Below are 21,456 nucleotides of genomic sequence, written 5' to 3'. Positions count from 1 at the left end.
CATTAATGTTTAGAAGCAATAATTATTAATGTTAAAATCATAATAATTATTCAAATTGTTAAAAATATAATTCTACTTTTTCATGATTTTTTATAAAATTCTTTTTGTTCTTCAATTAATTCAATTTGTTCTTTTAATAACTTATTTTGTAATTCTTTATTATCTTCTTGTATTTCTAAATTATCTTTTTCTTCCATTTTTAATCCCTTTCTATAATTTTTAATATTTCTTCAATTTCTATATATTTTTTATTTTTAAGTAATTTTTCATTACATAAATTTTTAATTAATTCTATTTTTTCAACATTTAATAACATATTAATTTCCTTTAATACTTTAAATAAAATATTTTTTCATTATGAGTATTTATATCTTTCATTGGTGTAACAATATAATTTATTGCTAAATCATTATCATTATATGGATTATTTATTTTAAAACTTTTCATATCTTGTTCTCATGTAATGTTATATTTAAAACATTCTTGATTTTTATCATTTGTAAAAATATAATAACCATTATATTGTTCATAAAATGTACAAGATATTAATTCATTTTCATTAGTAGTAATATCTGGAATATTTTTTATATATTTTAAAATATCACTACCTTTAATACTTTCAATATTTCTTTCAATATTTTCTTGTACTCATTTTTCACCTAATTTATAATCAAAATTTTCAAATATTTTTAATGCTATTTTTTTATTTTTTTCATCAATAGTAGTATATTGTTTAAGAAATCATGTTTCATATTCACTAATTTCTAATAATATACCACCTTTATTTTTTTCATTTTTATATGATTCTCCAACTTTACTTTTAATGTCAAAATTAACAGTTGTCATATAAATTCCTTTCTACGTATAAGCCTTATCACCTACAGTGATAAAAGGCTTATATACTACTAACTAAATACTTCTATCTACTATACGTAAGGCTTATGCTACTGTAAGTAGCATAAGCCTTGGAGGGTAGGGGTTCTAGGGGAAGGGAACCAAAATTTCTGAAATTTTCAAAGAGCAACACAAAAATTACTATTGGTTAATTCCAGCACAATAGCCTACATAATTTTTTATTTAGTTATGTAATAATTAATTACTTTAATAAAGTGCTGGTTTAATAAAATAATTAATTATAATTGTTCAACAATTATAAATGAGAGTTTTATCTCTCATTTATATTTTTATTAAATCATATCCAAGTTTGCAATGCGCCCGTTTTTATTGTATGTTTTTTCTTTTTTCCTGAATAATATTGTTTTTGACTTTTTTTGGGCGTTGAATAGTACTTTCAGTCACATCAATGATAACTGTTTTATCTTTAAAATTATTATTTAACAGTGATTTTTGCCCATCAAGTTGTTGAAAATCAGGATGTTTTATTAAAGTATTTTCTATTCACTTGATATTCCTATAGCAACTACTTTCACTAATTCCATAACTTTTAGCAATATGAAAATAAGTTCGATACTCTCTTCAATATTCTAAAGTCATTAATAAACGATTTTCTAATGATAATTTATTAGGTGTACCACCATTTTTAAACTTTTTTACTTCTTCTGTCTTTAAAATTTCTAGAATTTTATTAAAAATAATATCATTTATACCAGTTAATCTTAATAATTCTGGATTGTTAATAGTTTTTAATTTATCAAACATCATAGATTACCTATCTTTTTTATTTTTAATTTTATTTTAAAAATTAAATTTTTAATAGATAGGTTTTGCAAGAAGTCTATTCTTTATTCATAAAAAATATCTTCCTTTCAAATAAAATTTTCAAAAATAAGTAAGTTGTAACCAGCATAGGTTACAACTTACTTATTTGCAAAATTCCTTATAAAAAGAAAGAAAAATGTAAATAAAAAATTAGATAGGCTTAATAATTTCGTAGGTGTACTTAATGCTAAATATTCAATTTTTATATTTTAACTTTATCACATTTAATTAAAAATTCAACTGCAATCTTTAATTTATCATTATTTAGTGATAATTTCATATTAGTTATCGAGTAAAAATTTCCCAAAAGTGAAGTTAAATATACTTGGTGATAAATATGGAAAGAAGCATGACTATGAAAGAAAAATATAAATATAAAATTATAAACGACATTACTATTAAAAAATTATCTAAGCATCAAGCTAAAAGTAAACTTAACTTAACTATTAGAAGAATTAATCAATTAATTCAAATTTTTAATAGAGAAGGTAAAATTGGTTTTATTCATAAATCACGTAATAAAATTTCTAATAAAGCAACAATATTAAGATTAAAAATGAAATTATAAACTTGTATAAAACCAAATATTATAATTTTAATTTTCAACATTTCCATGAAAAATTAATTAATGAAGAAAAAATTAAAATTTCATATAGCACACTTTATACTATATTAATTAAAGAAAAAATCACTTCACCAAAAAAACATAAAAATAAGAAAAATAACTTACATCCAACAAGAAATCGTAGAACAAATTTTGGTGAATTAATTCAAATGGATGCCAGTAATCATCATTGATTTGGTAACGATAAACCAAAAGCATTTTTACATGCTGCAATTGATGATGCTACAGGCAATATTGTCGGGCTATGATTTGACCATCAAGAAACATTAGATGGTTATTATAATAGACTTCTTGCAAAACTATGATATTAATCACATTTTTTAAGTTTAAAAATTTATTTTAATAACACTTTTAATATTTTTTAAAAATTATTGTTCAAAATATGTTTTATTTTTTGTCATTAAAATACAACAAAAATTATTATTTCAAATAAAAAAATAAAATATTAAATTATCAAATATATTTAAATTAATAATTGTAAATTATAAATTGAAGCTATTAAATTAAATCTTAATGCAAATTTTTTTCTTCTATTTCGATATTTTTCACTAATAATTTTAAATTTTTTAAGAATCGCAAAAACATGTTCAATAACAACTCTCATTTTTGAAATAGCCTTATTATTTTTCTTTTCTTCTTTAGTTAAAGGGTTTTTCTTTGATTTTCGTTTAGGTAATAAGACATTTTTATGTATGTTTTGTATACCTTGATATCCTAAATCTACTAAAATAGTTGTTTCTGATAAAAATTTCGTTTTTGAATTTTTTAAAATTTTAAAATCATGATTTTTACCATAAGAAAAATAAGAACTTATAATTTTTTTACTATCTTTTTCAATTATGACTTGAGTTTTTATTGTATGTTTTTTCTTTTTTCCTGAATAATATTGTTTTTGACTTTTTTTGGGCGTTGAATAGTACTTTCAGTCACATCAATGATAACTGTTTTATCTTTAAAATTATTATTTAACAGTGATTTTTGCCCATCAAGTTGTTGAAAATCAGGATGTTTTATTAAAGTATTTTCTATTCACTTGATATTCCTATAGCAACTACTTTCACTAATTCCATAACTTTTAGCAATATGAAAATAAGTTCGATACTCTCTTCAATATTCTAAAGTCATTAATAAACGATTTTCTAATGATAATTTATTAGGTGTACCACCATTTTTAAACTTTTTTACTTCTTCTGTCTTTAAAATTTCTAGAATTTTATTAAAAATAATATCATTTATACCAGTTAATCTTAATAATTCTGGATTGTTAATAGTTTTTAATTTATCAAACATCATAGATTACCTATCTTTTTTATTTTTAATTTTATTTTAAAAATTAAATTTTTAATAGATAGGTTTTGCAAGAAGTCTATTTTATAAAGTTAAAAAGAGAACCTAAGGGTTCTCTAAAAATTAATTAATTAATTAATTCTGTTGCTCTTACTTCACGAATAACAGTAATATGAATATCGCCTGGTATTGTAATCATTTGTTCTAATTTTTGTTTTAAGTTTCTTGCTAATATATGAGCATCAAAATCATTAATAACTTTAGGATCAACAATAACTCTAATTTGTCTTCCTGCCTGAACAGCATATGCTTTTTCTACGCCTTTAACAGATTTACACAAATCTTCAATTTCTTTAATTCTAGTTATAAATTCTTCTAATGAATTATTTCTTGAACCAGGTCTAGCTGCTGATAATGTATCAGCAGCTGAAACTAAAGAAGAATAAACATTATCTTTTGCAACATCACCATGATGAGAATGAATAGCATTAATAATAATATCACTTTCACCATATTTTTTTGCTAAAATCACACCATTATAAACATGTGAACCTTCTAATTCATAATCAGCAGCTTTACCAATATCATGTAATAAACCAGCACGTTTTGCAATATTAACATCTAAACCTAATTCAGCTGCAATTGCTCCTGCAAGTTTGGCAACTTCAAAGGAATGCAATAAAACATTTTGCCCATAACTTGTACGATATTTTAATCTTCCAATATAAGATACTAACTCTGGTTCAAAACCAGTTAATTTTAACTCATCAATAATTTTTTTACCATCAACTTTAAAACCTTCATTTAATTCCTGCTCATGAAATCTCAAGATTTCTTCAATTCTAATTGGATGAATTCTTCCATCTTTAACTAATTCTTCTAAAGCTCTAGTTGCAATTTCTCTTCTGATCGGATTAAATGAAGAAATTTGAATTGTTTCTGGCGTATCATCAATGATAATATCTACACCCGCTGTTAACTCAAAAGATTTAATATTTCTACCCTCTTTACCAATAATTCTGCCTTTCATTTCTTCATTAGGTAACTTAACATATGATACTGACTTATCAACAATAAAATTACTTGCATAACGTTCTATTGCTTCACTAACAATATTATTGGCTAACTCTTTAGATTGAAGTTTAATATTATATTCATGATTTTTAATAATTTTATTAAATTCTAATGATAATTTTTCTTTTAATTTACTAAACAATTCATCTTTTGCTTCATTTCGAGTCATACCAGAAATTTTTTCTAATTCCATAATAATTTGATCAATTTTTTGATGATATTCTAATTTAACATTTTTTACAATTTCACGTTGATGATAAAGATTTTGTGTTTGTGTTTCAATTATTTCTTCACGTTCACTTAATTTGCGTTCTCTTTTATTTAAAAGTTTCTCATATTCTAAATTTTGTTCTTTACGATATTCAATCTCTAAATACAAATCTTTTTTCATTTTACTTATTTCAATTTTTGCATCGGCTCTTGAGGATTGAATTAATTTTTGAGATTCTTTTTCTCTCTTTAAAATATTAGTAAAACTTTGTTGTTCTTTAATTTTTAAATACATTTTTCTAATTAGAAATCCAGCAATTATCCCTACTATCATTGCTAGAAAAATTGATATACCTACTCACATTCCAAACTGTTGACTACTTATATTTGATAATATAGCTAACATATTTTTTTCCATTTATATTTCTCTCCTTGCTGTAAAACACCTACAAGAAAAAGAATCCTTACACTCAAAAACTTAAATAAAATTAAAATTTTATATTTTTCTTCTTTAATATCTACACAGAAATAAGTAGGATAATAATCCTACATTAATTTTAGCATGTTTTAAATATTAATTTTTAAAACTTGATTGGTTCCTTAATTTGTTCTAAAAGAAAAGTATTTGCTTCTAAACTTTCTTTTGCTTTTATTTTTCCTTGTCCTAATTTTACATCTTCATAAGTGTATCAACCACCAGATTTATTAATAACTTCTTTCTCAACAGCAATTGTAATGATTTCACTAATTTTTGAAAATCCTTCTTCAAAACAAAAATCAAGACTTGCTGTTTTAAATGGTGGTGCTACTTTATTTTTTACAACTTTTATTTTTATTTTATGACCAATTATTTGATTACTTTTGATTAATTGTTCACCTTTACGTACTTCTAGTCTAATTGTACTATAAAAACGTAATGCTTTTCCTCCGGGTGTTATTTCAGGATTACCATATATAATACCAACTTTTTCTCGAATTTGATTAATAAATAAAACAATACAATTAGTTTTTGAGATACTTCCACTAATTTTTCGTAATGCTTTAGACATTAATCGCGCTTGAGCACCAATTGTTTGATCATTCATATCACCATCAAGTTCAATTTGTGGAACTAATGCTGCTACTGAATGAACAACAATCATATCTAAAGCTTCTGATTTAACAAGAATATCTAGTATTTCTAATGCTTGTTCTCCTGAATCTGGTTGTGTAATTAATAAACGACTAATATCAACACCTAATTTTTGACTATATTGACGATCTAATGCATGTTCAGCATCTATAAATGCTATTCTACCATTTTGTTTTTGAACTTCTGCTAAAGCCATTAATGCTAATGTAGTTTTACCTGCCGATTCTGGTCCATAAACTTCAATAATACGACCTTTTGGAAAACCTTTAACACCTAAAATATCATCTAATAATATACTTCCTGAACTAATAACTTCAATATCGCCAATACTACTATCACTTAATAACATAATAGCACCTTTGCCAAATTCTTTTTCAATTTGCTTAATGGCTTTTTCTAATAATTGCTCTTTTTCTTTAATATTTATTTCCATAAAATCACCCTACAAAATATTAATAACTCTGTAAGATAATTCCTTTTTAAAATTTAAAAACTTAATAAAATTTTTTTTAAAATAACTACTGCTTTTGCTACTATAGTTGATCTAATTTCGTTTCTATTACCTGAAATATTTAACACTTCACATCAAACATTATCATTGATAACAATACCTACATATACTAAACCAACCGGTTTATTTTCTAGAGCATTAGGTCCTGCATTTCCAGTAAAACTAATAGCAATATTTGTTTTTAAAATTTTTTGTGTATTTAAAGCCATTTCTATAGCACATTGTTTACTTATTACACCATATTTTTCAATGGTTGTTTTTTTAATTTTAACAATATTGATTTTTGATTCATTAGTATACGTTATAAAACCACCACTAAAATATTTAGAAGCACCAGCAATACTAGTAATCTCTTGAGCAAAAAGTCCACCAGTAATACTTTCACAACAACTAATTCTAAAATTAAATTTATCTAATAAAACTAAAAGTTCATTCATTTTTAAACCTTCAATCAAATAATTTACAATACAAAAAAAGAATAAAAAAATCATAAGCCACGTTCTGTTCTTGCTTCTTGCAAGTGCTAACCATTTATCTACTATTGTAAACAATAGTTCCGTTTATTATTCATTTCTAATAAACCAATGCCCCTACCTAAATTTGGGTTTCTCGCTTGTGGGGTTTATCTCGTTCCAGCTTTTAAGTTTCCTTAAAACTCGTCTCTATGACACTTTTATAGACTAGAACCTTATTTAATAAAAAACTTAGGTTTTTGTCAGCCGTCAGAATTACTGCTTAGAGTTATTGTTTTCTCTAACACAAACATTACTTTCATCGCAGAAAGTGCGAGCGTGGACTTTCCTCTACATACTAATGCAGCGATTAGCTCATTTTTTATTCTTTTAGAAAAAAATTATAACATATTTATTCTTCATGTACAATACTTTCTAATTTGCTTAACCTCGTAATAATATCAACATTTTCTACACCTTTTTCTTCTAATTTTTGTTTTTCTTGTTTTAAAACTAAAATTTGTGTTTTTAAAACATCAATTTCTTTAAGTAACTTGTAATTATTATTTTCTAAAATTGCATTTTGCTTTTTTAGTTTATTTACAAATTCTTCTAGTATTTCATAATTAGTAGCTACTAAATCAAGAAATAAATCTACTTCTTTAGAATCATAGCCTTTATAATCAACAGTAAATTCTTTATCTATAATATCCTTTTTACAAATATTCATACTTATACCTCCTTTAATTAAAAGGAAAACTATTCCAAAGTTAGTAATATTCTATATGTAAGGGGGAATTAAAATAATGTTTTATGCTAACCGTGGAATGTTTCTTGAAACTATAATTAATTATACTATTGAAATTATAAATAATGAAAAACAAGCACTAATTTTTAAACAAAATCCATCAATTTTATATCAAAACAATAAAATTTTTAAAGAAAAAAGTAATGTTGATTATCATGGAGTTTATCATGGTAAATATTTTTGTTTTGAAGCAAAAAGTACTAAGTCTTTAACATTACCATGAAATAATTTTAAAAAACATCAACTTGAATACTTAGAAAATGCTTTTTATCTTAATGCTATTAGTTTTGTTATTATTTATTTTTCAGAACATAATGCCTTTTTTTTAGTTTTTTGAGAAAAATTAAAATTTTTAAAAGTTCAAAAAAAAGCACTGACATATAAAAAAGTAGAACAAAATGGATATAAATTAGAAATTATATATCCATTTTATCTTGATTTTTTAAAATTTTTAATTTAAGAAGCTAAAGTTTCTGTTTGTTGATTAGTATGTTTTTTAAATTCAGAACTCGCTTTAAATTTAGGTGCTTTAGAAGCACTAATTACAATAGATTCACCAGTTTGGGGATTACGACCTGTTCTTGCTTCACGAATAATAGTTTCAAATATTCCAAATTTTGGTATATTAATTTTACCACCATTTGCAACTTCAACTTTTATCTCTTCAAAAAATAAATCAATAATATTAGTCGCTAAGGCAATTGTGACGTCAGACTTTTGCGCCACTATCTTAATAATTTCTGTCTTTGTTTTAGAATTACTTTTTGCCATAAAAATTTCCTCCTAATGTTTTAAGAATTATAATTATAATGTCTATTATAGATATTATTATAACTACGTTATCTTCAAACCAATTTAAAAATGTTACTGGTCTGTAATCAAATTATATAGTAACATTTTATAAAGTGAACCATAAAATGTATTTTTTTTCTAAAAAAATGATAAAATTATTTGAATAATATTTTTTTTACACTTATAAAGATTAAAAAATAAAAATAAAATTTAATTTTCAATACTGATAATAAAATATTAAATAAATATTTAATTAAAATTAAAATGAAAAAATATTAAAATGAAAAATAATTATTAAAAAAACGAAAAGAAAAACATGTAAAATATATTTATAGTTGTTCAAGTTTTAATAATTAATGATGCTAATTTTATATTACTAATTAATTATTTAATACCACGTAAATAACTTAAAAATAACGCTACATTTTACTAATATATTCAATGATGCAAAAACATAATAATTTTAGAAAGAGTGATAACCTATGAAAAATATTATCCATACGCCTAATGCTCCTGCTGCTATTGGGTCATATAGTCAAGCAATAATTGCAGGTGACTTTTTATATATTTCTGGACAATTACCAATTAATAGTAAAACAGGTGAATTTATTGGCACTGACATTTCTTCACAAACTAAGCAAAGTTTATTAAATATTAAAGCAATTTGTGAAGCTGCTAATATTACTTTAAATAATATTGTAAAAGTTAATATTTTCTTAAAAGACTTAAATCACTTTGTTGAAATGAATAAAGTTTATGAAGAAATATTTGGTACACACGCTCCAGCAAGAGCAGCAGTTCAAGTTGCTAGAATTCCCAAAGATGCATTAATTGAAATTGAAGCAATTGCTTATTTAAAATAATTTTTCTAATTTTATTTTTTTATTAGACTTCTTGCAAAACTATGATATTAATCACATTTTTTAAGTTTAAAAATTTATTTTAATAACACTTTTAATATTTTTTAAAAATTATTGTTCAAAATATGTTTTATTTTTTGTCATTAAAATACAACAAAAATTATTATTTCAAATAAAAAAATAAAATATTAAATTATCAAATATATTTAAATTAATAATTGTAAATTATAAATTGAAGCTATTAAATTAAATCTTAATGCAAATTTTTTTCTTCTATTTCGATATTTTTCACTAATAATTTTAAATTTTTTAAGAATCGCAAAAACATGTTCAATAACAACTCTCATTTTTGAAATAGCCTTATTATTTTTCTTTTCTTCTTTAGTTAAAGGGTTTTTCTTTGATTTTCGTTTAGGTAATAAGACATTTTTATGTATGTTTTGTATACCTTGATATCCTAAATCTACTAAAATAGTTGTTTCTGATAAAAATTTCGTTTTTGAATTTTTTAAAATTTTAAAATCATGATTTTTACCATAAGAAAAATAAGAACTTATAATTTTTTTACTATCTTTTTCAATTATGACTTGAGTTTTTATTGTATGTTTTTTCTTTTTTCCTGAATAATATTGTTTTTGACTTTTTTTGGGCGTTGAATAGTACTTTCAGTCACATCAATGATAACTGTTTTATCTTTAAAATTATTATTTAACAGTGATTTTTGCCCATCAAGTTGTTGAAAATCAGGATGTTTTATTAAAGTATTTTCTATTCACTTGATATTCCTATAGCAACTACTTTCACTAATTCCATAACTTTTAGCAATATGAAAATAAGTTCGATACTCTCTTCAATATTCTAAAGTCATTAATAAACGATTTTCTAATGATAATTTATTAGGTGTACCACCATTTTTAAACTTTTTTACTTCTTCTGTCTTTAAAATTTCTAGAATTTTATTAAAAATAATATCATTTATACCAGTTAATCTTAATAATTCTGGATTGTTAATAATTTTTAATTTATCAAACATCATAGATTACCTATCTTTTTTATTTTTAATTTTATTTTAAAAATTTAATTTTTAATAGATAGGTTTTGCAAGAAGTCTATTTCTTTTCAATGAAATAGTGAACAATCTATACCAGTTTATGGATTACAAGCAATATCAAAAATTAATGATAAAATATTTGGTGTTATTATTAAAGACAATAATATTGATTTTTATACAATTGATAAAGAGAATAATCTAATTTTATTAGCAGACTATGAACAAGACAGAGCATATCCAATTGAAAATGGTTCAGGAATTGCTTTTACTAATGAAGAAGATAATAAAAAATGGGACAAAAAAATTTTGGAATGGCAACACTTTTTAGGACTATTTTTTGGTAAACATTTGTTGTTGATATTTAACTGGAGTTAAGTAGTTTAAAGTGCTGTGAATTCTTATATTGTTATATCAATTGATGTAATCAAATAATTCTAATTTTAATTGGATTAATGATGTAAAATTTTTATCATTAATAAATTCGGTTTTAAAAGTTTTAAAAGTTGCTTCAGCAACAGCATTATCATAAGGACAACCTTTTTTACTTAAAGAACGGTTAATGTTGAATGCTAATAAAAGTTTATCAATAATTTTATTGTTAAATTCATTACCGCGATCACTATGAAATATTTGAATATCTTTTAAACAGCGATTTGATTGCATAAATGCTTGATGTACTAATGATGCATCTTTTTTAACTCCAACACTATGTCCGATAATTTCGCGGTTAAATAGGTCTATTAATAGGCAAATATACTTTCACCTACCATTAACTTGTACATAAGTTAAATCACTAACAATAACTTCATTTTTAATCCTATTCTTAAATTTTCTATTAACAAGATTAGTTATTTGACTATCGTTAACTTTGTTATTATGATTTTTGAATGATAATTTAGTATATTTTGATATTAAATTATATTCATTCATAATTTTTTTAATTTTTCTGCGCGATAAATAAATTTCTTGGTTTTCTAGAATTTTTTTTAATCTTCTAGTACCATAAACTTCTTTATTTTCTTTAAAAGCACTAATAACAGCTTCATCATAAATATTATTTTTGATTTTATTTTCTTTTTTCTTTAAATTAAAATAATATGTTGATTTAGATATTTTTAAAAAACGACACATTGTGCGAATTTTATATTTAGCTTTATTTTTGACAATAATTTCTATTTTCTGCCTATTATTAGTGCTGCTTGCTTTAAAATATCATTTTCCATTCGTAATTGCTTTAATTCTTTTCTTAATTTAATTAATTCATTTTCTTCAAAAGAACGATTATCTTTAGTTTTAAAACTTCCTGAATTACTAAATTGCTTAATTCAATTGTAAGTAGCTGCTCTTGTAACATTATATTCTTTAGCAAGGCAAGATACTGATTTGCCACTTTGATATAAAGCTACTATTTGTTTTTTAAATTCATCGGTATATGAGTTAATATTGGCCATAATTATAGTTCCTTTCTTTTAACAAATTTGTTTACTTGTCTACGTAATTAGTGTCCAATAAATTGTAACCCATCCACTAAAATTATGTTAATTAATAAAAACTATAATAAGTATTGAATTTAAAATATGAATTTAAAGATTACTAGTAAAAAGATAACCTTTTTTATTAAAAAAAATTTACTATAAAATAACAAAAAGATATTGTAGTATTTTCATATAAAAATTGAATATTAGATTATAACTACTTTTTTAAAACAGGATTGTTAACATTAATCTAAGATATTTATATACTTTAATATAAACTTGCTACCTTTATTTATATAAAAGGTAGTTTTAAAATACAAATTAAATGGAAATAACATAAAAATAAAATAAATTTATATCTATAAGGAGATAATTATGACAAAAATTAAAAAAAATAAAAATAATTACCACATTGCAACTAAATTAGTTCATTGTGGTAATTATAATGATAAATTTGGAGCCGCTCTACCCCTATTTATCTATCAACAACTTTTGCTTTTGATAGTGCCGAACAAGGTGGTAGGATATTTAATTTACAAGAAGAAGGATATGTTTATACAAAAATTGGTAATCCAACAACAACTGTTTTAGAAAAACGAATGGCACATTTAGAAGGATCAGAAAAAGCAATTGCTTTCTCATCAGGTATGGGGGCCATTGCATCTACTTTTTGAACATTATTGAATGCTATTGACCATTTATTATCATCAAAAACAATTTATGCTGGTACTCATTCACTTATTGAAAAAGGAATATCACGCTTTCAAATTGAAGTTGATTTTGCTGATTTTACTAAACTTGATGAAATTAAAAAAAATTTAAAACCAAATACTAAAGTTGTTTTTTTCGAAACACCAGCTAATCCTACTTTAGAAATTTTAGATATTAAAGCAATTAGTGATATTGTCCAGCAATATAATCCACAAATTCAAGTAATTGTTGATAATACTTTTTCTACACCAATCATTACTAAACCTTTAATTTTTGGTGCTGATATTGTTATCCATTCAGCAACAAAATATATTAACAGTCATTCTGATGTTATGGCCGGAATTGTTTGTGGTAAAAGTACTTTAATAAATAAAATTCGTTTTGAAGGATTAAAAGATTTAACAGGAGCTGTATTATCACCTCATGATGCCTTTCTTGTTTTAAGAGGACTATCAACTTTAGAATTACGATTATGAAGAGCTTGCAAAAATGCAAGAATAATTGCAGCAAGATTAAAAAAACATCCTAAGATTAAAAAAGTATTTTATCCTGGACTAACTAATTCAGCAACAGAACAAGTACTTTATGAACAACAAATGAAATTACCAGGAGCAATGATTAGTTTCGAATTAAAATGTGGATATGATGGAGGAATCAAACTATTAAATAATTTAAAATTAATAATTTTGGCAGTTTCTTTAGGTGGAGTTGAGTCATTGATTGAACATCCTGCTTCAATGACACATTCTACTTATAATGCACAAGAATTAGCAGATGCAAATATTTCAGAAGGTCTTGTTCGTCTTTCAATTGGTATTGAATATGTTGAAGATTTGTGAAATGATTTGGAACAAGCATTAAAAAAACTATAATAATTATTTATAAATGAAACAATTTATTAGCAATATGCAACCATCAACAACATATTACCACTTAAACAAAAATCAGTATAACCATTTGGTAAAATAAATGAGTCACCTTTTTTAATACTAGTATCATCAATTATACCATTACCATCCAATACTGAGATTTGCAATCATCTAGTATTAGGATAACTATAATGCTTAATTCCCTCATTAATTAATTTAATTAACTTAAAAAACTTGTTATCAACTAAATAATTATCATGACCATTAGCTTCACTACTATTTAAATCAGGAGCTAAAACAATAGTTGATGCTTCTTTCAAATGCAAATTTCGTAAATTACCAAGTTCATCTTTACGATCATAATCATATAAACGATATGTAATATCTGATGATTGTTGTAATTCAAAAACCATAGTATGTGCCAATAAACCATGAATTTTTAGAGAAGGAACATAAATAAATTGATCTTTTTTAATTGGTATATATTTTAATAGTTTATGTCATTGTTCTTTTGCCAATCATTGATTAAACTGATCTTTGGTTTTAGCATTATGACCCAAAATAACTCTACCTTTGGGTAAACATTCTAATATATACCAACATTCAGTTTTTCCTAAACATTGATGATTTTTTTCTGCGAATTTATCATCGGGGTGAATTTGAACGCTTAAACTATCATTTGCGTCTAAAATTTTTGTTAACAACGGATATTCTTTATTAATCACACTACCTGAACTATCAAGATTAGCAAATAAACTAGGTTGCTGTTTAAACAATTCTGCTAAACTTAATCCTTTATACTCGCCATTTAAAACATAACTCATTCCATTGGGATGAGCACTAACTAATCATGCTTCACCAATTGGTGTATTTTTAGGTAAATCAAAATTAAATTTGTGTGCTAATTTTTGACTACCTCATAATTTGCGAATAAAAGCAGGTTTTAAAAAAATTATTTGTGATGTGCTATTATTCATATTCACTCTCCTAAACTTTGATTATTTCTTCAATTAAACTTTATTTTTACTATTTTTAGATTTAGTTTTTTTACTATTAAATATTTTCATGATTCTTTCATTCATTAATTTAAAAACCTTAATATTACGTGATTGAATAATTAATAATCCACCATATACTAAACAAGTAACAATACTTCCAACAATAATGGCTAAAAAGAATAAAAGAATACTTACCCAAAGCACATAATTAACTGAACTAACTGCACCTAAGATAGCAACAATAGGACCACCATGACCAGCAGCATCAGTTAATAAGAAAGCACCAGCAATACTACCAGCAACAGCACTACCAATAATATTACTAATAATAGCACGTTTTGGATCTCTTACTGCAAAAAGAATCGCACCTTCAGAAATACCAATACACCCCATTAACATTGCTGTTAAACCTAATGTACGTTCACTTTCATTAAAGAATTTACGAAAAATCAAAGTTGTTAAACCCATTCCAAGTGGTGCAACAGGAATAGCTGCAGCTACTGCTCCCATAAATAATTGTGAGCTAGGATCAGCAGTTATCGTTGTTGAAGCTGCTAAAAAAGCAACTTTGTTAATTGGACCACCCATATCAAATCCAACCATGGCTCCTAGCAACATTCCAATTGCTGCCATTGCTTCACGTGGCATGTGGGTTAACCCATTTTGAAATTGTTCCATTATTCAACCAATTGGAGCTCCAATTGCATAAATAAAAGTGAAACTAATTAAAAATGTTACTACAATAGGAATAAAGAAAATTGGCATAATTGGAGCAATAGTCTTTGGTACTTTTCAAGTAATAATTCATCTTACTAAATATCCAACACTTGGACCAATTAATAATGCTCCTAAAAATCCAGCAGAAACCTTTGGCTCTAAACCAGCAATTGGATAAACTAATCCTGCTGTATTAGCAACATATGCACTTACCATTGCCGGAACCAAGGCAGCACGTCCTGCAATTGAATTAGCGATAAAACCAGCTAAAATTGGAATCATTAATGTAAAAGCAATACTTCCAGCTTGATTCATAAAATAAAGAAAATGATTATGTGGTAACTTGGAAATATCAAAGTCAGCACCATAAACTGCTTTAGCAATACCAATTGATAATGCTAACATAATTCCACCAAAAACAACAAATGGCACCATATAGCCAACACCAGCCATAATATGTTTCATAATTCCCTGTTTATCAGTAGTAAATAAATCATTTGATTTATTTACTTTTTCCGCTTTTTGTCCCGATTCTGACTTGTTTATTTCATAAGGTTTTGCGTTAGCAAAAGCATCATTAACAATACTTTCAGGATTTTTAATAACTTTGCTAATTTCTACTTTATATAATGGTTTATTATTAAAACGTTCTAATTTTAAATCTGCAACACCGGCCGATACTGCAATAATAACTAAATCAGCATTGGCAATATCAGTTGCTGTAAAAGCACCTTTAATACCAATACTACCATGAGTTTCAACTTTAATATTATAGCCTAAATTTTTTGCAGCAATTTCTAATTTATCTTGTGCAATATAAGTATGTGCTACCCCAACTGGACAAGCAGTAATTGCTATAATATTTTTAGTTTTTTTTGAAGAACCTTTCATATCTTCACTAATAGTTTTACTACTAGTTTCAACATTAGATTTATTATTAATATTTAGTGATTGAATAATTACTTTTTTATCTTTTGAATTAAATAATATTGATTGAAATTCCGGTTTTGTTAATCTTTGTGCCACTTTTGATAAAATTTCCAAGTGCTCATTACCAGCACTTTTTAGTGGCACAATTAAAGCAATAATTGCTTTAACGGGTTGTTCATCTAGTGCTTTCCAAGGAATTGGCTGTTTAAAACGCATAATAAAAATTCCTGATTTAACAATATCTTCATTACGAGCATGTGGCACAGCAACACCACCACCAAAACCAGTAGTTCCTTCTCCTTCTCTTTGTAGAAAACTATTAACTAGTGATTTTTCACTAATATTTTTTTTCAAAAAACCTAATTTTTTAGCAGAAGTTGCTATTTCTTGAAAAGCTTCTGCTTGTGTTTTACAATCAGATTCAAGAAAAACGTGTTCTACTGTCAAAATATCATCTTGTTTAGACAACATACTTCATCTCCTTACTTAATAAATATTCATGACATAATATTAAATTATTATTTTAAAAAAAACAGTTTTTTTATTTAAAAAATTAATTAAATTTTTTAATTACTTTATTAGTTTTAATTCTATTTTCTAAATATCAATCTTTATGCTTTGATTTTAATAAATATGTTGTTACTAAATCATTAAAATAAGTAATAGCAAATAATGGAGAAATAAATATTTCTTGTGCTTCATAAAGTCCTGAAGAAACAATATTAAATGTTCAATCAGCATAAGTCACTAATTCAGTTTTATCTTGTGATGTAACAACTGCAATTTTAGCATTATTCTTTTTAGCAAGTTTAGCTGCTTCAACAATAGTAGCGGTTTTACCTGATAATGAAAAAAGAATTATTACATCTTCTGGAATAATTAAAGAAGCATGCATTAAAATACTATCATCATCTTTATTTAAACAGATTGATCGTAAACCAAACCGATATAATTTATTTGATAAATCCTCCGCACCTAAACCAGAATGACCAATACCTGCTAAATAAATACAAGCTTTACGATTAGCATCTATTCAATTAATAAATCTTTGTAATTCCTCATAATTAATCGTTGAATCATTTAAATCCATTAGTTTTTTATAATGTTCTTTTAAAACACTACGATCACCAAAAAACTCACGATTTAAAGCTTTGAAAGTAGTTTCTTGCGCAGCTAAACTAATGATAAATTCACGATAACCTTTAAATCCCAATTTCTTAATTAAATTATAAACAACACTATAACCAACAGTATTTTCTTTAGCCAAAGAACTAATAGTAACTTGATCCATTTTTTGACTATTCTTATTAATATAGTTAATAAGAACTTTTTCTTTTTTTGTGAAATTATTTTCTTCCTTTGATACTCTAGATCAAAAATTATCATTGATAAGCATGTAAAAACTCCTTTTTAAACTAATGTAAAATATTTAAATATTATTATTTTTTAATTATGTGATGAAAATGGATCATTAATATAATATGGTTGCAAATCTTCCATGTTTTTTACTTCGATAAAATATGGTGACAACTTTTGAAAATTTTCCACAATATTACACTTTTCTAAATTTTCAATTATTTTATAATCTAGTAAATCACTAATAATACCAATTTTAGCATTTTCATCTACTAATTGCGGCTGAATAATTATTTTTCCATTATCACATACTGCCAAATAACTTTTATTATTGTATGCTGACAAAACACTTATTGATTTTATTAATCCTGCCTGTAATAATAAACTATTAATAGTAAAAACCGTTAAAAAACTATTCAAAACTTTAAGTGTTTTGACAAAAGTAATTGCTACTCTAATTCCAGTATAACTGCCAGGACCATTTGCAATAACTACTTTTGAAATATCTTTTAATTTTATTTTACATTTTACAAGTAAATTAGTAATAGTTGGAATTGCCAATTCTGTTTGTTTTTGTCAAGCAATAAATGATGAACTTGCTAAAATTTTATTAGCTTGCAAAATCACCACTGTTAATTTGTTATTTGTTGTATCTAAATATAATTGATACATAACATCACCTTATTATTTCATTTAGTTGCTATTAATAATTTTCTAATATCTTACATACTTATTATAATATCATGTATAATGTAATTAAAATAGAAAAAATATAGAATTGTGAGTTGATCCATATGGGAATAGGAAAAAATATAGGATTTAAAAGTAAATTTTCTGATTTTTTACTTTGATCTGGACTAATTATTGCTGTTATAGGTCTAATAATGCAATTTGCAATAGTTTTAATTGAGTATAAACCAATAACAGTTGGAACACCTAATCCTCATAATTTATGAACTCCAGATGGCCCATGAGTTGGTATTTGAACAATGATTTCTACCTTTACTATTCAGTCAAATTTTTTAGTTTTTCTTTTCTTTTCTTTTGTATTAACAAATCGTTTTCATGACAATCGCGCACAATTTGTTTTTGGGCGCTTTTCATTAGCAATTACTGTTTATATTACCGTAACTCTTATCGTATTTTTTGCTGTATTATTTAAACCAATGATAAATAATTTAGATAGTAGTAATAGTATTAGCATATTAAATTTTATAAATACATTTTTATTACATTTAATAGTACCAGTGATAGTGATTTTATATTTTATGTTTTCTGCTGGTAAATACTACTGAAAACTTGGAAAACAAACATATCTTTGAATACCAATTATTTCTATTTACATGTTTGTATATTTAGGTTATGCACTTGCTAAAGGAAATTTTGTTGGTTTTTTAAGAAAAGGAACAACAGAAATTGATTATTCATTTCCATATCCATTTTTAGATTTTCATAAAAGTTTAACTACTTTCTTTATTTATATCTTTGCAATTTTAATGCTATACTTAATTTTGATGTTACTTTTTACTCTTTATAATAATATCCTTTATAAAAAAAATAATAAACCAATAGCGGCTTTAAGAGATACAAATTTTTAATGTAAAATAATTTATAAATAAAGTGTACTAGTTTATAAACTAGTACACTTTATTACTATTATTTATTATTTAAAAAATATTGAAAAATAATTGTAGGGAGGAATATATATTTGTGAAAAGTAAAAATTTGAAATTGTATTATTTTTTTTAAATATTATTTTGTTATTTTTTGCCTCTTTTTTCTTAATATATTTTATTTTAAAATTATATAAAAATTCCTTGTATCGCATATATAGTATACAAGGACTTAAAGTCAAATATAAAAATAAAACCGGCATTACATAAATATTTTCTAAACATTTATAACTGCCATTTTTATTGTAACTCACTAAAAAGAAAAAACAAGTAATAACATTTTTTACACTTATCATTTTATATTTTTATATAAAATATTGTTTTTTAACAAGTACTACTTAAAAATAACAAACTTTATTTTAAATATTTCTTTTTACGAATAATAACAACAACTATTGGAATTATAGTTAAAAAACTAATAATGAATCCACAAATGATAATAATATTTCAATTATTAACTAACATTTTAGTTGTTAATGATATATTAACATCTCAGGGACGATCTGAATTATTACTTTGTAAATAATTAACATAATTTTGTTTAGTAATATCACCTTGATATTGAATAAATCATGATAAAAACTCACCAGCAGCATTATTTTTTAAATCTTCAATTTTAATACTATTGTTAGTAGCACTAGTTAAATATTGTTGAAAACCCGCTAATAAATTATTAGTTTTTTCAAAAAAATCAGTACAATTTGGAAAATTAGGTATTTTTGTATTGCTTCTATAAACAGTAATATATTGTTCAGAAGCAGCTTGACGTTGTAAGTCAGATGTATCTAAACCTATACAATAAACTTGAAAATTACTTCCTTGATTAAGAGTTAAATTATCACCATCTTTAATAGGTGTTCCCAAATCATTTTTTGCTTTTTGTAAAGTTTGTGAATCAACTTTTCATTTTAGTCAATGTTGTTGTGAATCACTAATATTTACTTTAGCTTTCTCAATAGCTTTATTCATAACTATTAATGTATTTTTATTATCTTGTGAATTATTTTGAACTAAATATTGAGGTACAATTACAGGATTTTCTTTAACTTTTTCATCACTAATAGTACTAAATTGAATATTTGAACTATTATTTGTTAACTTAATAGTTTTACTATAACCACTATCTTTAACACTAACATTAAAAATAGTTGATTTTAAATGATCATCTGGTTTATGATTTAATATTGCATAACTAATTGAACCATTATCAAAAACTTCATCATTTTTATCATTTATTAATAATTGTTCATTCTTATCATTTTTATTTTTTGCTAAAATAGCTAACATTGGTTGATTAGTATCATTGGGATTACCATTATTAAGTGGTAAAATTGCTAACCGATCTTGAACACTTTTATGAGTATTTAAAAAATCATCGCTTGGTTTAATCATATAAGGAATACTAAAATAATTATTAAAATCTGCCCTAGGATTTACCGTTGCAAAAATACCATTGTTAATCTGCGCTGGTAAACTATTATCATGGTAACCAACATAAACATAGCCAAAACTAGCAATATCATTAAAACTTTGTTTAGCAACACTACGACCAATAACTTTATCAGTAAAATATTTAATACCATTATCTGGCAAGATATTATTAGCTTTGTTTTTAATTTGTTTCTTAAATTTCTCATTAACATCTTTACTAAGATTATCATTTGGATTATTATTAACCTTATTAATATCATTAAATTGTTCTGTTATTACTTCTTTATGCAATCTAATAAAATCTTCATAATTATTATTAATTGAATTTCAAGTATTAGCTTCACTAATTAAATTTTTATTATTTTCCTTAACAGTAATATGAAACCCAGAAAGTTTGTTACTCTCATTAACAGTACTAATATTAGATTGATGATTAGTAACTATCATTAAACTACTAGTAAGAGATAATGCCAAAGCCAAACTTATTGTTTTAAAACTTTTAGTTTTAAAACAACTAAAAGATAAGAAATTTGTCATTATGATTACTCCTTTTTTACCTATTATTTGTGTTTATAATTATAATATTAAATTAAGCATATTTAATTAAATACTTAAAATCTTAGTTTTAATAAAATAAAACTAAGGATATATAATCAATTATTAAACTTTTTGTTAAATCAACATATATAATTTTAATACTTATATAATTACTTATATATTCATTAAAATTATAAGGATAAAAATTATATCCTTAACATTAATAATAAACTTTATT

At 24.1% G+C, this 21,456-nt stretch carries 19 protein-coding genes, 1 other RNA gene and 2 pseudogenes; 5 read left to right on the top strand and 17 right to left on the bottom strand.

Annotated features, from left to right (window positions below; all coding sequences use genetic code 4):
• Positions 1–2 precede the first annotated feature (2 nt).
• The 3 genes from AACL24_RS04810 to AACL24_RS04800 all read right to left on the bottom strand — a co-directional run bounded on the left by AACL24_RS04810 (position 3) and on the right by AACL24_RS04800 (position 1,662).
• Positions 3–197, bottom strand: coding sequence for a hypothetical protein (locus AACL24_RS04810; RefSeq protein WP_338978252.1), 195 nt, complete (start codon positions 195–197; stop codon positions 3–5).
• Positions 198–327: 130 nt separating this feature from the next.
• Positions 328–846, bottom strand: coding sequence for a hypothetical protein (locus AACL24_RS04805; protein WP_339049046.1), 519 nt, complete (start codon positions 844–846; stop codon positions 328–330).
• A 375-nt stretch (positions 847–1,221) separates the two neighbouring features.
• A complete protein-coding gene (locus tag AACL24_RS04800) occupies positions 1,222–1,662 on the bottom strand; it encodes a transposase family protein (RefSeq protein WP_339047357.1) in 441 nt (146 codons plus the stop codon).
• Positions 1,663–2,056: 394 nt separating this feature from the next.
• Here AACL24_RS04800 and AACL24_RS15505 point away from each other — a divergent pair.
• Positions 2,057–2,628: pseudogene (locus AACL24_RS15505) on the top strand (ISNCY family transposase); the annotation flags it as partial.
• 179 nt (positions 2,629–2,807) lie between these two features.
• Here AACL24_RS15505 and AACL24_RS04785 read toward each other — a convergent pair.
• From AACL24_RS04785 to AACL24_RS04760, 6 genes are all read right to left on the bottom strand, one after another.
• Positions 2,808–3,637, bottom strand: a protein-coding gene (locus AACL24_RS04785) for an IS5 family transposase (protein WP_339045885.1) whose coding sequence is annotated in 2 segments (ribosomal slippage) — positions 2,808–3,241 and positions 3,241–3,637 — 831 coding nt in all. Because the reading frame shifts where the segments join, the coding sequence is not laid out codon by codon here.
• 121 nt (positions 3,638–3,758) lie between these two features.
• Positions 3,759–5,333, bottom strand: a complete 1,575-nt coding sequence (rny, locus tag AACL24_RS04780; protein WP_339049040.1) for a ribonuclease Y — start codon at positions 5,331–5,333, stop codon at positions 3,759–3,761.
• Positions 5,334–5,496: 163 nt separating this feature from the next.
• Positions 5,497–6,480 (bottom strand): recombinase RecA, encoded by a 984-nt coding sequence (recA, locus tag AACL24_RS04775; RefSeq protein WP_339049038.1) that lies wholly within the window; start codon positions 6,478–6,480, stop codon positions 5,497–5,499.
• Positions 6,481–6,533: 53 nt separating this feature from the next.
• Positions 6,534–6,995: a CinA family protein gene (locus AACL24_RS04770; protein ID WP_339049036.1), complete on the bottom strand. Its 462-nt coding sequence runs from the start codon at positions 6,993–6,995 to the stop codon at positions 6,534–6,536.
• A gap of 48 nt (positions 6,996–7,043) precedes the next feature.
• Positions 7,044–7,393: RNase P RNA component class B (rnpB, locus tag AACL24_RS04765), an RNA gene on the bottom strand.
• A 29-nt stretch (positions 7,394–7,422) separates the two neighbouring features.
• The gene (locus tag AACL24_RS04760; RefSeq protein ID WP_338959370.1) at positions 7,423–7,740 is read right to left on the bottom strand and encodes a DivIVA domain-containing protein; all 318 of its coding nucleotides are present in this window, start codon (positions 7,738–7,740) and stop codon (positions 7,423–7,425) included.
• A gap of 76 nt (positions 7,741–7,816) precedes the next feature.
• Between AACL24_RS04760 and AACL24_RS04755 the strand changes: the two genes are divergently transcribed.
• On the top strand, positions 7,817–8,278 hold the full coding sequence (locus tag AACL24_RS04755) for a Holliday junction resolvase RecU (RefSeq protein WP_252320857.1): 462 nt from the start codon (positions 7,817–7,819) through the stop codon (positions 8,276–8,278).
• Here the strand turns inward: AACL24_RS04755 and AACL24_RS04750 are convergent.
• A complete protein-coding gene (locus AACL24_RS04750; protein WP_252320859.1) occupies positions 8,275–8,589 on the bottom strand; it encodes an HU family DNA-binding protein in 315 nt (104 codons plus the stop codon). The genes AACL24_RS04755 and AACL24_RS04750 overlap by 4 nt on opposite strands.
• 503 nt (positions 8,590–9,092) lie before the next feature.
• Here AACL24_RS04750 and AACL24_RS04745 point away from each other — a divergent pair.
• On the top strand, positions 9,093–9,473 hold the full coding sequence (locus tag AACL24_RS04745; RefSeq protein WP_339049034.1) for a RidA family protein: 381 nt from the start codon (positions 9,093–9,095) through the stop codon (positions 9,471–9,473).
• A 203-nt stretch (positions 9,474–9,676) separates the two neighbouring features.
• On the opposite strand, the gene AACL24_RS04740 is transcribed toward AACL24_RS04745, so the two are convergent.
• A protein-coding gene (locus AACL24_RS04740; RefSeq protein WP_339049032.1) for an IS5 family transposase occupies positions 9,677–10,506 on the bottom strand; the annotation gives its coding sequence in 2 pieces (ribosomal slippage) (positions 9,677–10,110 and positions 10,110–10,506; 831 coding nt in all).
• Between the two features lie 345 nt (positions 10,507–10,851).
• Positions 10,852–11,972 (bottom strand): IS3 family transposase gene (locus AACL24_RS04735; RefSeq protein WP_339049030.1). Its coding sequence is split into 2 segments (ribosomal slippage): positions 10,852–11,729 and positions 11,729–11,972, totalling 1,122 coding nucleotides; the frame shifts between segments, so codons are not numbered across the junction.
• Positions 11,973–12,371: 399 nt separating this feature from the next.
• Here AACL24_RS04735 and AACL24_RS04730 point away from each other — a divergent pair.
• Positions 12,372–13,579 (top strand): annotated as a pseudogene (locus AACL24_RS04730) (trans-sulfuration enzyme family protein).
• A 26-nt stretch (positions 13,580–13,605) separates the two neighbouring features.
• On the opposite strand, the gene AACL24_RS04725 reads toward AACL24_RS04730, so the two are convergent.
• The 4 genes from AACL24_RS04725 to tsaB all read right to left on the bottom strand — a co-directional run bounded on the left by AACL24_RS04725 (position 13,606) and on the right by tsaB (position 18,249).
• Entirely contained in the window at positions 13,606–14,553 is a 948-nt protein-coding gene (locus AACL24_RS04725) for a type I phosphomannose isomerase catalytic subunit (RefSeq protein WP_339049028.1), read from the bottom strand.
• Positions 14,554–14,586: 33 nt separating this feature from the next.
• Entirely contained in the window at positions 14,587–16,692 is a 2,106-nt protein-coding gene (locus tag AACL24_RS04720) for a fructose-specific PTS transporter subunit EIIC (protein ID WP_339049026.1), read from the bottom strand.
• 82 nt (positions 16,693–16,774) lie between these two features.
• The gene (locus AACL24_RS04715) at positions 16,775–17,617 is read right to left on the bottom strand and encodes a MurR/RpiR family transcriptional regulator (RefSeq protein WP_339049024.1); all 843 of its coding nucleotides are present in this window, start codon (positions 17,615–17,617) and stop codon (positions 16,775–16,777) included.
• Between the two features lie 50 nt (positions 17,618–17,667).
• Positions 17,668–18,249 (bottom strand): tRNA (adenosine(37)-N6)-threonylcarbamoyltransferase complex dimerization subunit type 1 TsaB, encoded by a 582-nt coding sequence (gene tsaB / locus AACL24_RS04710; RefSeq protein WP_252320355.1) that lies wholly within the window; start codon positions 18,247–18,249, stop codon positions 17,668–17,670.
• A gap of 122 nt (positions 18,250–18,371) precedes the next feature.
• Here tsaB and AACL24_RS04705 point away from each other — a divergent pair, with 122 nt between their 5' ends.
• The gene (locus tag AACL24_RS04705; protein ID WP_339049022.1) at positions 18,372–19,175 is read left to right on the top strand and encodes a hypothetical protein; all 804 of its coding nucleotides are present in this window, start codon (positions 18,372–18,374) and stop codon (positions 19,173–19,175) included.
• 429 nt (positions 19,176–19,604) lie between these two features.
• Here the strand turns inward: AACL24_RS04705 and AACL24_RS04700 are convergent, their stop codons facing one another.
• On the bottom strand, positions 19,605–21,218 hold the full coding sequence (locus tag AACL24_RS04700) for a hypothetical protein (protein ID WP_339049020.1): 1,614 nt from the start codon (positions 21,216–21,218) through the stop codon (positions 19,605–19,607).
• Positions 21,219–21,456 lie beyond the last annotated feature (238 nt).

It is taken from the genome of Spiroplasma endosymbiont of Colias croceus (assembly GCF_964020095.1).
Lineage (GTDB): Bacteria > Bacillota_I > Bacilli_A > Mycoplasmatales > VBWQ01 > Spiroplasma_E.
This window is presented reverse-complemented; position numbering and strand designations above follow the sequence as displayed.